Consider the following 13,690-nt stretch of genomic DNA (forward strand, 5'->3'; position numbering starts at 1 on the left):
CAGTTATCAATGAATCGGGCCATTTTTCCATGCGCCTGAAACGAAACAGCAGAATCCCAGTTTACGAGTCCCCTTCCCCGGCGAACTTTACCCCACCCACCCATGATCAAGACCCTCCTCCTCTCGGCCGCCACCGGCCTCACCCTCGCCTGCACCGCCCTCGGCTACGGCAACGCCGGACATCAAGCCGTCGGCACCATCGCCGAGCATTACCTCGAAGGCACCCGCGCTGGAAAAGAAGTCCACGCCCTCCTCAACCGCGATGAAGCCCTCGACCGCGCTGCCACCTGGGCCGACCGCGCGAAGCTCCCCGATCAATATCTCAACCCCGAGATGAAAGACTTCGTCGCCAATAACCCCGGCCATCACGGCTACCATTATTGCGACATTCCGTTTCAGGAAAAAGCCTACAAAGACGGCCTCACCGGCACGAACGATCACGACATCGTCCACACCCTGCGCACCTGCATCGAGGTCCTTCAAAAGCCCGACGATGTCCGCGACAACCCGCTCAAGATCAACAAGCGCGTCGCCCTCATGCTCATCGCCCACTACCTCGGCGACCTTCACCAGCCGCTCCATGTCGGCTGCAGCTACGTCGATGACCAGAACCATTTCGCCGATCCCGAGACCGGCGTGAAGACTTACCCCGACGCGGGCGCGAATAATTTCAAACTCACCACCCGTAGCACTCTGCACGGGTATTGGGACACGCAAACCGTGAAACTCGCCCGCGACCAGGCCGGGTCGGAGGATTTCACCAGTTGGCTGATCGCGAAGAATCCGCCCCAACCCGACTGGAAAGCCACCGGCCCCGTCGGCACCTGGCCCGAGCAATGGGCCACCGACACGCTGCACCTTTCCGCCGCCTGTTTCGACGGCGTGAAACTCGGCCAGCGCTTCACCGTGCCCAAGGACGACAAACACGACGAGCATTTCGAATGGGCCATCACTTTGCCGCCCGGCTACGACGAAAAATCCCGCGACACCGTCGAAGTCGAGCTCTCAAAAGCCGGCTACCGCCTCGCCGAATTGCTCAAAGCCATCTGGCCGGAGAAATAAACTAGCGGAGTTTGAGTCGTTCGGGAGCACACGCGTCTGGCCGAAAAGCCTGGAAACGCTCCCCCTCAATAGAAATCCAACATCGGAAGTTGGTTGGAGTGAGCGGCGTGGGGCTGCATGAAAAGCTCGCCCATTCACGCCGCCGCACTCCAAGGTGGAGCGCAGCGCACTATTTATGTGTGTCGCTGCGGAGAATCTGGATCGCCAGGATGAGGCCGCCGGCGGTGGCGATCAGAAAAAGGAGCATCGCAAAGCCGGGGTAGCCGAAGATGCGGAAGCTGGTTTCCACTCGCATGAGGAGCGACGCCCCGAGGATCAGGGAGCCGAGAATGAGCCCGAGCGTGATGCGGTTGGCGACTTTTTGCAGGCCGGTCATGAGGTATTCCTCGTCGATGGTGTCCACCTGCATCTTGAGTTTGTTCGTTGCGAGAAGTTCGAGGAATTGATTGATCCGAGACGGGAGTTTTTCGATGAGTTCCTTGGCCTCGAGCAGGGTGGTGAGGAGGTTGCCGGGCGAGAGGCTTTTTAGTGTCCGCTTCCGCATCAACTCCGAGGCGTTGCGGCGGATGGATTCATTGGGATCAAACTCCGGGCTGAGCGTGCGTCCGATGAGGTCGAGGTTGAGCAGGGTTTTGCCCAGCATGGTGAGCTCGGAGGGAACAGTGAGCCCCGTTTCGGCGGAAATGCGGGTGATTTCCATGATCACCTTCCCCGTTTGTAACGTCTGAATCGACGCGTCCTGCTGCTGGCTGAGGAGGTCGCCCATGTCGCGCTTAAAGCGCACTTCGTCGAACCCCTCGCGCTCCTCGCCCATGCGCTGCGCGATCTCGCTGGCGCGGTCGCTCTGGCCCTCGGACATGGCGAGCAGGAGGCGCAAAATCTGTTCCTGCATATTCGGCCCGATGCGCGCGGTCATACCCAAGTCGAGCAGCGCGATGCGGTGATCGGGCGTGAGCAGGATGTTACCCGGATGCGGGTCGGCGTGGAAAAATCCGGTGATGAGGATCTGGTGCAGGTAGGTTTGGAAGACGGCTTCCGCGAGGCCGGCGCCGTCGATTTCGAGGAAGGTGACTTTGTTCAGCTTGGTGATTTTTTGACCCGGCACGTACTCCATGGTGAGGACGCGTCCGGTGCAATAATCGTCCACTGGCGCGGGCACGAGAATCTTCTCAAACTCGGCCAGGTTGCGGCGCATGAGGCGCAAATTGTCGGCCTCCAGACGATAATCGAGCTCGCGCAAGAGCGACTTGCGGAGTTCCTCGATCATGGCGGCAAACTGGTAGCGTTTCCCGGCGTCGGTGTGCTCGTCGAGCATGGCGGCGATTTCAGCGAGCGCCTCCAAATCCTCCGAGACGGTCTCGCGCACATCGGGGCGCTGGATCTTTACCGCGACGATCTGACCGCTCCGCAACACCGCGCGGTGGACCTGCCCCAGCGAGGCGGCGGCCATGGGAGTTGGATCGAATTCCTGGAAAGCCCGGCTGATGCGGGCGCCGAGTTCGACCGAGACGATGGCCTCGATTTTCTCATACGGAAACGGCTCGACGTTGTCCTGCAACCGGGTGAGAGCCTCCATGTAAGCCGCCGGAACGAAGTCGGACCGGGTGGAAATAAGCTGGCCGAGTTTGATGAAAGTCGGGCCAAGTTTTTCGAGGTCGTCGGCGAGTTCCTTCGCCTCGGGCGGAATGGGCGGGGAGGCCTCGTAGTCGAGCGGATCGTCGATCACCGCCGCCTGGCGGACGAGGTCGCCGTGTCCGTATTTGATGAGCAGGCTGGCGACGTCTTTGTAGCGTTTGAGGTGACTGGGTTTGAGAGAAAAGGCCATACCCCTTATTCGCAGGCCACTTCTGAAGTGTTTGCCATTAAAACAGCGCACTCCCACCCTGTCAGGATCGCTCCCAGCGAATCGGAGCGGACCTTACCGGACGTCACTCACGGGCGAGGCGATTGATCGAGTGTCTCACGGATTTTGCGCATGAGTGCCGTCGGGCTGAAGGGTTTTGGCAGGAAGCCGCCGTGGGCTCCGGTGGCATCCGCTTGGTCGGACGTGTAGAGGACAGCCGCACCGGGGTGGTGTGCAAGGACGTGGGCGGCGAGAGTTTCGCCAGCCATGCCGGACAAGGCCATGTCGGTAACGAGCAGATGGATCGGCCCTCGATCCGGGCGCTGCGCCAGACTCCAGGCGGCCTGCCCGCTGGCGGCGGTGAGCACGGTGTAACCCACCTTCCCGAGCAGGATGCCGGACATCTCGCGCAAGGCGGGATCTTCCTCCACCAGCAGGATGGCTTCCGTGCCCCTGGCGGCGGGCGATGCGGGCGCGGGTGAAACTTCGAGGGAACTCGCCTGCGCGAAGCTGGGAAGGTAGATTTGGAAGCTGGTCCCTTCCCCGGGAAGGCTCTGGACGGCAATGTGCCCCCCGCTTTGTTTGATGATGCCGTAGCAGGTGGCGAGCCCGAGGCCGGTGCCCTGGCCCACGCCTTTGGTGGAAAAGAAAGGCTCGAAAATGTGGCGGCGGGTCGTCTCGCTCATGCCGATGCCCGTGTCGGTGATAGCGAGCATGACGAATTCGCCTGGCTTCAATTCGGGGAAGCCGCTCACAGCATTTGGATCCAGCGCGACGCAGGAAGTTTCTAGCGTCAGTCTGCCTCCATTGGGCATGGCGGCGTTGGCGTTTAACACCATGTTGACGATGACCTGCTCGATCTGCCCGACATCCGCCCGCACAGGTTTTAATCCGCAGCCCGGCACGAGGCGCAAATCCACGTTTTGGCCGATCAGGTGGCGCAACATCATTTCCCTGTCGAAGAGGACGGCATTGAGATCGAGGATTTCCGGACGGAGAATCTGTTTGCGTCCGTAGGCCAGCAGTTGGCGCGTGAGAGCGGCGGCGCGGTCGGCGGCCTTGCGGATTTCGGTCGCGTTGGTTACGAGCGGATTTCCCGGGGGCAGATCGTGGAGCAGCAATTCACTCTGGCCGATGATGGCCGTCATGATGCTGTTGAATTCGTGGGCGATGCCGCCGGCCAGCTTGCCAACCGTCTCCAATTTTTGAGATTGAAACAATCTGGCCTCCGCCTCTTTCAGAGCGGTGACGTCCTTGGAGATGCCGAAGGTGCCGATGATTTCACCGTCTTTGTCGCGGAACGGCATTTTGGTCGTGAGCACCCAGGATTCGCGACCATCCTGCCAGACCTCATTTTCCATTTTGTTGATCAGCGGCTGGCCGGTGCGGATGATTTCCTGTTCGTCCTCAAAGGCCGGACGGGCGTGTTCCTCGGAGAAGAAATCGAAATCCGTCTTGCCTTCCATGTCGTCGGAAGAGGCCAGGCCAAACAGCCGGGCCTGGGCCTCGCTGGCCTTGATGAAGCGGGATTGGGTGTCCTTGAAATAAATGTGGTCGGGCGAATGATCCAGCAGCGTCCGCAACAGATCGTGTCCGTAGGCCGCCTCTTTTTCCGCCAGCTTGATGGCGGTGATGTCCTTGGAAATGCCGAAGGTGCCGATGACGTTGCCGTCCTTGTCGCGAAAGGGCAGTTTGGTGGTGAGGCACCACGACTCCCGGCCATCCGGCCAGATCTCTTTTTCCACTTTGCCAATCATCGGCTCGCCGGTGCGGATGATTTCCTGTTCGTCCTCAAAGGCGGGACGGGCGTGCGCCTCGGAGAAGAAATCGAAATCCGTCTTGCCCACCATGTCGTCGGGGGAGGCCGCGCCAAACAGCCGGGCCTGTGTCTGACCCGCCTTGAGAAAACGGGACTGGGTGTCTTTGAAATAAATCTGGTCGGGCGAATGATCCAGCAGGGTCCGCAACAAATCGCGCTCGTAGGCCAGTTTCACTTCCGCCTGTTTGCGGTCGGTGATGTCGCCGAAAGCACCAATCACCCGAGTGATGATGCCATCGGCATCCCGCTCCGCCTCCCCCGCGATGCGCGCCCAAATCTGCCGCCCGTTGGCCTCTTTCATCTCCGCATCCATGTCGAATGCAGTGCCCTCCGTGGCACAAAGCGCGATGGCCGCGCCGAGCTTTTCGCGGCTGTCCGGGGTATAGAGGTTCAACGACTCTTCCAGGGAAGGCTCTTCTCCGCGCTGAAAGCCCAGGCTTTCCCAGACTTCGCTGGACCAAAAGACGACGTTGTCCGGCACCGTGACCGCCCATCCTCCGACGCGCGAAATTTTACTCGCAATGCGCAACAACGACTGATTCTGCAGCAGCTTGTCCTCGATGGCCTTCCGCTCCGTGATGTCGCTGGCCAGGCCCGTGAGGCGCACCAGTTTGCCCGCGGCGTCGCGCACTTGAAAGCCGCGGTCGTGAACCCAGCGGACGGTGCCATCGGGACGAGCGATCCGATACTCGACGCTCACCCGCGGCTCGTTGGCCATGAGCGTGCCAAAGACCGCGAGGACGTTGTCACGATCCTCCGGGAGGATGGTTTCGATCCACTGGTGAGGACGGGCATACAAGCTCTCCATCGAACGTCCCCAAATCATTTCATAACCCGCACTGACGTAGTGCATGATCGTCAAATCCGGCGAAGTGATCCAGAAGACGTCGGTGATGTTATCCGCCAGCAGGCGGAATTTCTCCTCGCTTTCACGCAACGCCTCGCTGGCCTGCTTCACGTCGTGCATGTCGGTGCAGGTGCCAAACCACCAGCGAATCGCGCCGGCTTTATCGCGCTGCGGGACTCCACGAACGAGGAACCAGCGATAACCGCCAAGGTGATCGCGTAGTCGGACCTCCAGGTTATACTCTGCGCCATTCTCAGTGGCGTTTTTCCACGCATTTGTGGCACGTTGCCGATCGTCGGGATGAAACGGCTGACTCCAACCGTGCCCGGAACTCTCCTCCAGTGTCAGACCTGTGTAATCCACCCAGCGTTGATTGAAGTAAACGTTCCATCCATCAGGCCGGCACTTCCACACCATTTGCGGCATGGACTCCGCCAGTGCCCGGAACTCCTGCTCACTTTCCCCCAAGGCTTCCTCCGCCCGCTTGCGCTCGGTGATGTCCTCCTGAACCGCAAAAAAACGGCGCTTGCCGGCCAGCTCGAAAGCACTGATCTGCGCCTGCGCGATGAACGTCGTGCCGTCTTTCCTGCGCCGGATGACTTCCCCCACCCAACTCGATCCATGTTGCACAGCAGCCATTGTTTCGGAGGTAACCCGCCGACCTTCCGCCTCATCCAGATCGCGCAGCACAGAAACATTCTGGCCGATTAGTTCCCCGCGTTCATAACCAAACATGCCGTCACACGCCGGATTTGTGGTGATGATCTGGCCATCTTCGTCGGCAACGATCACCGCCTCGGTCATGCTCTCCATCACATGGCCCTGCATTTGCAGCGTGTCGTTGGAATGGAGCAACTCCGCAGTGCGTTCAGCCACGCGCACCTCAAGTTCATCGCGGTCCCGGGATAAGGCGGTGAGCTGCTGCTGGATTTGGTCGGCCATCTGGTTGAACGCCGCCGCCAAGTCGCCAATCTCATCGCTGGAATTGACATGGGCGCGGCGGGTCGTTTCCCCTGCGCTGAATGCGCGCGTGGTTTGGGCCAGGACGCGGAGGGGCGCAGCGAGATAACGGGCGACCAGCGGGGCCAGCAAGGTGATCAAAAAGAGAATCGCCGTTCCCAAAACGAGGTACAGCTTGCTCAAGGCGCGAATGGGCGCAAAGGCCTCCGCCGCGTCCAGTTTGACGACCAGACCGCAGCGGAGCGTCGGGAGATATTTCCAGGCCGCCAGCACTTCCTTCCCGCGATAGTCCACGACCTGGCCGATGCCGTTGTTACCGTGAACGGCCTCGTGCAAGGGATGCCCGTTGCGCACACCGCCGGAAATAGACCGGCGAAAGGCGGCCTGCGGGTCGTGGCGGGTCGGGGTCATGAACATGATGGAGTTGCCGTTCAAGCGTCCGATGACGGTCTCGCCCGTCTCGCCCAGGCCGGTGTAGTCCTTCGCGATCTCAAACAGTTCCCTATTATTGATCCGCAGCATCAGCGTGCCCACCAGCAAGCCATTCTTGAAGATGGGCGCGGCGACGAATGCCTTCTGATCGCCGGTGGCGGCATCTACCGCGTAATCGGAGATCTCCGTCGTTAGGAGCAGGCTGACGTTTTCAAAAACATTTCCCAGCGGGGTGTCTTGATACGGTGCCGTGCGCAGGTTGGCCCCCAGTTCGGCGGTGGGAAAGTGGGAGAAAATGACATCGCCGCTGGCGTCAACCAGCAGGACGTTGTCATAATTATTCAGTTCCACGTAAGGCCGGAAAGAAATCCCGGCATTGCGGGCGGCGGCCGTGTATTCGGGAGAATTTCTGTCTTTGTGAAAGGTGTTACTCAACTCATCCAGATGGGCGAGCAGGCTCGGGCGCCGCGAGTTCCCTGTGACATCCACGATCCGCGAGACCAAATAATCTTCGATCCGTTGCGCCTTGCTGTCGGCGACGACCTGGAGGTTGCTCATGACTTGTTGCCGCAGGCTCCGGCTGGCGTAATTGAAGGCCAGCGAACCGGTGATGAGCAGGGGCAGCAACCCGATCAGGATAAAGAACGCCGCCAGTTTGGCGTCCATCCGGGTCAGCTTTGGAAAAGATATTTTGTTCATGCGCATCTCGCAAGTTACGGGCTGGCCCACGCGCCGCCCCAGCCGTTTTGCATTTCCACCAGAAACGCGTCCCACTCGGATCGCGAGCGGAACGCAGGATAAGGAATTGGCCGGATGGGATCGTTGGAACTCCAGACGATTTCAAACTGGCCGTCCACCCGGATTTTGCCAATCCGCACGACTTTCCAGGTGTGCTGCGTGGCCGCGTCAATCGTGATGATGCCCTCCGGCGCGGCGAGGCTTTGGTTGCGTAGCGCCTTGCGCACCTCGGGCACGTCGGTTGTTCCCGCAGCGGTTACCGCCCGCGCCCAAAGCTGCACACCGAAATAGGCCGCCTCCATCGGGTCATCCGTCACGCGATTCTGACCGTAGCGAGTGCGGAACGCTTTCACGAAGCTGCGGTTTTCCGGGCTGTCCACGCTCTGAAAATAATTCCAGGCGGCGTAATCGCCCGCCATCGTGCGCGCGTCCATATGGCGCAACTCATCCTCGGCCAAGCTGAACGAGACCGTCGGGATCTGCGCCGGCGTGATCCCGGCGCGGCGCAGCGCCTCGAAGAAGGCCACGTTGCTGTCGCCGTTGATGGTGTTAAGAATCACGGTGGGCTGCGTCTGCTCGATTTTTTGGACGACGCCCGTGACGTCGCGGCTGCCTAGGCGGAGATATTCCTCCCCGACGATCTCCCCGCCCAGCGCCAGCACCTGCGCCTTGATGATGGCGTTGGCGGTGCGCGGGAAAACGTAGTCCGATCCGACCAGAAAAAATCGTTTGCCCAGATGGTCGAAACTCCATTTCACGGCGGGGATGATCTGCTGGTTCGGCGTTGCGCCTAGATAGATGATATTGGGTGATTGCTCCAAGCCCTCGTATTGCACCGGATAAAAGAGCAGGTGGTTGTGTTTCTCAAACACGGGCTTGACGGTCTTGCGGCTGGCGGACGTCCAGCAGCCGAAGACGACCGCGACCCGCTCCTGCGTGATCAGCCGCTCGGCCTCGCGGGCAAACGTCGGCCAGTCGGACCGGCCATCGGCGACGACGGGCTCGATCCGTCTGCCCAGCACACCGCCCCGGGCATTGAGTTCTTCAATGGCCAACAAAGTGGCGTCTCGAACGGAGGTTTCGCTGATGGCCATCGTGCCAGTCAGCGAGTGAAGAATCCCCACTTTGATCGGTTGCTTCTTGGCGCTCCAGCCCACCCACACGCCCACGCCGACCGCGATCAAGAACATTACCAGCCCGGCGGTGATGAGGATTTTTTTCATGTTCTGTAATGTGTATTTACCGGATGATTGCGAAGTCTTCAGACAGCTCCAAGTCTTGCCCGCAGGAAACTACACACCGAAGACCTCCAATGATTCTGTTATGGAGTTTTCCCTTCGTTCGCCGGAACTGGCCCATCCAGCATCTCGCGCACTCGCTGGATGAGAATGGAGGTGGTGTAGGGTTTGGGGAGAAAATGAACGCCCGTCTCTAGCACGCCGTGCTTCGCAATGGCGTCGTCCGTATAGCCGGAGGTAAAAAGGATTTTGATGTCCGGATAGGTGGCCTGGAGCCATTCGGCCATCACTTTGCCTCCCATTCGCGGCATGATGACATCCGTCACCACCAGGCTGATGGGCTCTCCTTTGTGCTCACGCGCCATGTGCAACCCATCCTGGCCATTATTGGCCCGCAAAACCGTGTAGCCTTGCGCCTCCAGCACACTGGCGGCGAGATGGCGCACGGACGGTTCATCCTCGACCAGCAACAACGTTTCCGTGCCGCGTGGCAGCGGACCTTCCATGAGCTGCTCCGCCGAGATGGTGAGAGGTTGCTCGACCACCGGGAAATAAACCCGAAATATCGTGCCCTGACCCAGCCTGCTCTCCACAGCGATAAAGCCGTTGGATTGTTTGACGATGGTCTGGCAGGTGGCCAGGCCCAAACCCGTGCCCTGACCCTTCGGCTTCGTCGTGAAAAAGGCCTCGAACAACCGCTCCTTGACTTCATCCGTCATCCCCGTTCCCGTGTCGCTAACTGTAAGCAGCACATAATCTCCCGGTTCCATTCCCGGTTGGTTGCGAGCCTTGTCCTCACCAAGCGTGACGTTGCTGGCGGCGATCTTCAGCTTTCCGCCGTTGGGCATGGCGTCACGGGCATTGACGACCAGATTCATCAAGACCTGCCCCACCTGACCGGCGTCGGCCTTGATGTGTCCGATCTCCGGCACGGGAAGAATGGTGAGCTCAATATTTTCATCAATGAGCCGTCGCAGCATTTTATCGAGGTCTTCGATCACCCGATTCAGGTCAAGCACCACAGGCTGCACGGTTTGTTTGCGGCTGAAAACCAAGAGTTGCCTTGTCAATGCGACCGCGCGTTCCGCAGCCTGCTGGATTTCCTCGGCACATTTGCGCGGAAAACCATCGGGAGCTAGTTCCAGCATCATCAAATTTCCGTAGCCCATGATGACGGCCAGGATGTTGTTGAAATCGTGCGCCACGCCGCCAGCAAGCTGGCCAATGACCTCCATTTTTTGCGCCTCGACAAATTGCGCCTCAAGTTGCTTGTTCGCGGTGATGTCTTGAATCTGGGAAATGAAATAAAGCGGCTCGCCTAGGGGGTTGCGCACCAGGGAAACACTCAAAAGAATGGTGACCGCGCGCCCATCCCGATGCAAATAGCGCTTCTCCATCTGGTAGAAACGGGTTTTGCCCTCCAGCAATTGCCTCATATGCTCCATATCCGCCTCCAGATCCTCTGCGTGGGTAATGTCCTGAAATGTCCGCGAGAGCAATTCCGCCTCGGAATAACCGACTGTCTCGCACAGCGACCGATTGACTTTGAGAAACTGTCCGTCCGGGGAAGCCAGCGCCATGCCAATGGGCGCATACTCAAACGCATTGGCGAAACTTTGCTCGCTCGCCTCCAACTCACTCTCCACCTGGCAGCGTTTCGCGCGTTCGTCCGTTTCTCGCATGGCCCGGCGCACTGCGGGAGCCAGGCGGGAGAGGCGCTCCTTCAAGACATAATCCGTGGCACCACTCTTCAGCGAATCAATGGCCCGTTCCTCCCCCAGCGTCCCGGAAACGAAGATTAGTGGGATGTCCGGCCATTGGGCGCGCACAATTTCCAGGGCCGACAATCCATCAAATGCGGGCAGCGAGAAATCCGATAGAATCAGATCAATGCCTCCGCGTTTGAGCGTGGCCAAAAAATCCACACGATTTTCCACACAGGTGGTCGCGCAGACAATGCCTCCGGCTTCCAAGGCGGCTTGAACGAGCGCGGCATCCTGAGGATCATCTTCCAGATGCAGAATATTTAAGGGGGATTTCATTATTTAAACTCTCTTTCCACCAAGGAATGAACCGCTCAGTTCCCAGGCGAATCTTTGCTATTGGTATGGATCATAAGGCGGCGGTTTTATTGAGCCCGACCCAGAAGAAGCCGAGCTGCTCCACCGCCTTGCTGAACTCGGAAAAACTGACTGGCTTCACAGCGTAGGCATTGACTCCGTGTTTGTAAACTTGCGGGAAATGGAATAACTAAACGCCTCCAGGTCCTCATTGGCGGTGAGCAATTGCGCCGAGCGCATGGCCTGATTGGTGACCATGTCGAGAAAAAGGACTCGCATCCGTCACCCGCCCCGTCTCGACTTCCAAATAAGAATGCCATCCTGTTTCCGCTCCGCCACGCGCTGCGAGAATGCCTGCATCGTTGGCCCGTGATGTGGTTGGCTCCGGTACTAAAGAGTCCTCTGGCACTGCGACGCACACCCTCGTCCCATCGCACTGGGACACAAGGGAAGTTTCAGCATATTGTGAAACTAAATCAATCCCATGGTCACGAGCCGCGCAAAGGCGGCGAGGGTGTTCGCGTCGCGAATCTCGGCGCTGGCGATCATCTGGCGAAACTCGTCCGGGGTGAAGGAGCGGCATTCCACGATGCTTTCCGCCTCGTCGTGCTGGGCTCCATCGGCATGGGGCACTAGCTGGTCGGCGAGAAAAAGATAGCTGTGCTCGTCGGTGAATCCGGCCGACGGAAAGAAAACCCCGAGCGGAGTTAGAGTCGTATCTGGGCCGGCGGCGTAGCCTGTTTCCTCGCGGAGTTCGCGCCAGACGCTCTGCTGCTGCAGCCCGGTGAAATCGCCCGCTTCCATTTCGATCTGACCCGCCGGAAATTCCCAGATCGCCTGCCGGATGGCGATGCGCTCCTGGCGGATGAGCAGCCAGCGATCGTCCACGGTTTTCGCGGCGACGACGACGGCGTTTTTTCGTCTTACCACCGTCCAGGAAATGCCCTCGGGCCGGGTAGGAGTGACGACCAGTTCATGGTAAACCTTGGCAAATGGCCCGTCGTATTCCAGCGTGCGCTCCAGAGTGTGCCATCCGTCGTGATCGGCGGTGATGTTCGCCGCGCCGGGCAATGTCGGATCGCTCGCCCAGTTTCCAGAGGTGTCGCTCATTCGCGATGGCTTAGCAGAGCGGTTCTTTTTTGTTAAGCCGAGTTTTTCGTTGCCACGAGAAAAAGGCTGTATAAATCTGGCCATCAGCATGGGAAACTTCTTCGACGATTACCAAACGGACGGGTTCTACGATGAAATGTTTGAGTCGCCCGGAGTGGTGCGTCCTCACTATCAAAAACTCCTCGCGCGCTTTAACGAGCTGGGGCCGGATGAGATCCAGAAAAAAATGGAAGTCGCCGAGAAATCATTTCTCACCCAGGGCGTCACTTTCACGGTTTACAACAACGACGAGGGCACGGAACGCATCTTTCCGTTTGACCTGATTCCGCGAATCATTCCCGCCGACGAATGGGCGCATGTCGAGCGCGGCTTGGAGCAGCGGTTGCGGGCGTTGAATATGTTTTTGCACGACGTCTATCACGAGCAGCGCATCATTAAGGAAGGCATCGTGCCGCGGGAAGTCGTCGAGAGCGCGGTGCATTTTCGGCCCGAATTCATGGGCATCGATGTGCCGAAAGACATCTACATTCACATCTGCGGCACGGACCTGATTCGTGACGGTAAGGGTGAATATTTCGTGCTGGAAGACAATGGCCGCTGTCCGTCGGGCGTGAGTTATGTGCTGGAGGGACGGCAGGCGATGAAGCGGGTGTTTCCAAAATTGTTTGCCAAATATCCGGTGCGTCCGGTCGATGGCTATTGTCAGGATTTGCTGAACTTGCTGCGCTACATCGCGCCCGATGGAAACCCCGATCCGACTATCGCTTTGCTCACACCCGGCGTGTATAACTCGGCCTACTTCGAGCATAGTTTTCTAGCTCGCTCCATGGGCATCGAAATCGTAGTCGGCCAGGACTTGGTCGTGCAAGGCTCGGAGGTTTTCATGAAGACGACGCGCGGCTTGAAACGCGTAGATGTCATCTATCGCCGCATCGACGACGACTTCCTCGATCCGACGGTGTTTCGCAAGGATTCCGTGTTAGGAGTGCCCGGCATCGTCGAGGCTTGTCGCAAGGGTCGCGTGAGTCTGGCCAATGCGATTGGCACCGGAGTCGCCGACGACAAGGTCACCTACTACTACGTGCCCGACATGATTCGCTTCTATCTCTCCGAAGAACCAATTCTTCCTAATGTCCCGACCTATCTCACTGGCAACGAAAGCGACCGCGCTTATGTTCTCGAAAACATAGAAAAATTGGTCGTTAAATCCGCCAACGAGAGCGGCGGTTACGGCATGTTGATCGGACCGCATTCCACCAAGGAGCAGTGCAATCAATTTCGCGAAGCCATCAAAGCCAACCCTCGCAACTATGTCGCGCAACCCGTGGTGCAACTTTCCCGCTCGCCATCGCACTGCGACTCCGGCGTAGAGGGCCGTCATATCGACTTGCGGCCCTATGTTTTGTTTGGCGAAAAGGTTAGTATCGTTCCGGGCGGACTAACACGCGTTGCGCTACGCAAAGGCTCGCTGGTAGTGAACAGCTCACAAGGCGGCGGCAGCAAGGACACCTGGGTGCTCGACCATGAACCTAACAACGAGCCCGATCAGCATCAGACTCAATTCCAAACCCTCTCCTAACC

General features: G+C 59.0%; 7 protein-coding genes. 2 read left to right on the plus strand and 5 right to left on the minus strand.

What is annotated here, in order from left to right:
- Positions 1-102: 102 nt before the first annotated feature.
- Positions 103-1,062: a S1/P1 nuclease gene (locus ABIT76_01135; protein ID MEO7931740.1), complete on the plus strand. Its 960-nt coding sequence runs from the start codon at positions 103-105 to the stop codon at positions 1,060-1,062.
- A 169-nt stretch (positions 1,063-1,231) separates the two neighbouring features.
- Here the strand turns inward: ABIT76_01135 and ABIT76_01140 are convergent, their stop codons facing one another.
- From ABIT76_01140 to ABIT76_01160, 5 genes are all read right to left on the minus strand, one after another.
- Positions 1,232-2,887 (minus strand): AarF/UbiB family protein, encoded by a 1,656-nt coding sequence (locus tag ABIT76_01140; GenBank protein ID MEO7931741.1) that lies wholly within the window; start codon positions 2,885-2,887, stop codon positions 1,232-1,234.
- 107 nt (positions 2,888-2,994) lie between these two features.
- Positions 2,995-7,662 (minus strand): PAS domain S-box protein, encoded by a 4,668-nt coding sequence (locus ABIT76_01145; GenBank protein ID MEO7931742.1) that lies wholly within the window; start codon positions 7,660-7,662, stop codon positions 2,995-2,997.
- Between the two features lie 14 nt (positions 7,663-7,676).
- Positions 7,677-8,924 carry an urea ABC transporter substrate-binding protein gene (gene urtA, locus ABIT76_01150; protein MEO7931743.1) on the minus strand — a complete coding sequence of 416 codons (1,248 nt, stop codon included), beginning with the start codon at positions 8,922-8,924 and terminating at the stop codon, positions 7,677-7,679.
- Positions 8,925-9,022: 98 nt separating this feature from the next.
- The gene (locus tag ABIT76_01155) at positions 9,023-10,981 is read right to left on the minus strand and encodes a response regulator (protein MEO7931744.1); all 1,959 of its coding nucleotides are present in this window, start codon (positions 10,979-10,981) and stop codon (positions 9,023-9,025) included.
- A 489-nt stretch (positions 10,982-11,470) separates the two neighbouring features.
- Complete coding sequence (locus tag ABIT76_01160; GenBank protein ID MEO7931745.1) at positions 11,471-12,109, minus strand: NUDIX hydrolase; 639 nt, start codon at positions 12,107-12,109, stop codon at positions 11,471-11,473.
- A gap of 88 nt (positions 12,110-12,197) precedes the next feature.
- Between ABIT76_01160 and ABIT76_01165 the strand changes: the two genes are divergently transcribed.
- On the plus strand, positions 12,198-13,688 hold the full coding sequence (locus tag ABIT76_01165) for a circularly permuted type 2 ATP-grasp protein (GenBank protein MEO7931746.1): 1,491 nt from the start codon (positions 12,198-12,200) through the stop codon (positions 13,686-13,688).
- Positions 13,689-13,690 lie beyond the last annotated feature (2 nt).

The sequence above is a fragment of the Chthoniobacterales bacterium genome, assembly GCA_039930045.1.
In the GTDB taxonomy this organism is placed as follows: domain Bacteria; phylum Verrucomicrobiota; class Verrucomicrobiia; order Chthoniobacterales; family DASVRZ01; genus DASVRZ01.

What these genes read in the sequence shown, in the direction of transcription:
- ABIT76_01135 (MEO7931740.1), top strand. Translation starts at nt 103, where the DNA reads ATGATCAAGACCCTCCTCCTCTCGGCCGCCACCGGCCTCACCCTCGCC.
- ABIT76_01140 (MEO7931741.1), bottom strand. Translation starts at nt 2,887, where the DNA reads ATGGCCTTTTCTCTCAAACCCAGTCACCTCAAACGCTACAAAGACGTC.
- ABIT76_01145 (MEO7931742.1), bottom strand. Translation starts at nt 7,662, where the DNA reads ATGAACAAAATATCTTTTCCAAAGCTGACCCGGATGGACGCCAAACTG.
- urtA (MEO7931743.1), bottom strand. Translation starts at nt 8,924, where the DNA reads ATGAAAAAAATCCTCATCACCGCCGGGCTGGTAATGTTCTTGATCGCG.
- ABIT76_01155 (MEO7931744.1), bottom strand. Translation starts at nt 10,981, where the DNA reads ATGAAATCCCCCTTAAATATTCTGCATCTGGAAGATGATCCTCAGGAT.
- ABIT76_01160 (MEO7931745.1), bottom strand. Translation starts at nt 12,109, where the DNA reads ATGAGCGACACCTCTGGAAACTGGGCGAGCGATCCGACATTGCCCGGC.
- ABIT76_01165 (MEO7931746.1), top strand. Translation starts at nt 12,198, where the DNA reads ATGGGAAACTTCTTCGACGATTACCAAACGGACGGGTTCTACGATGAA.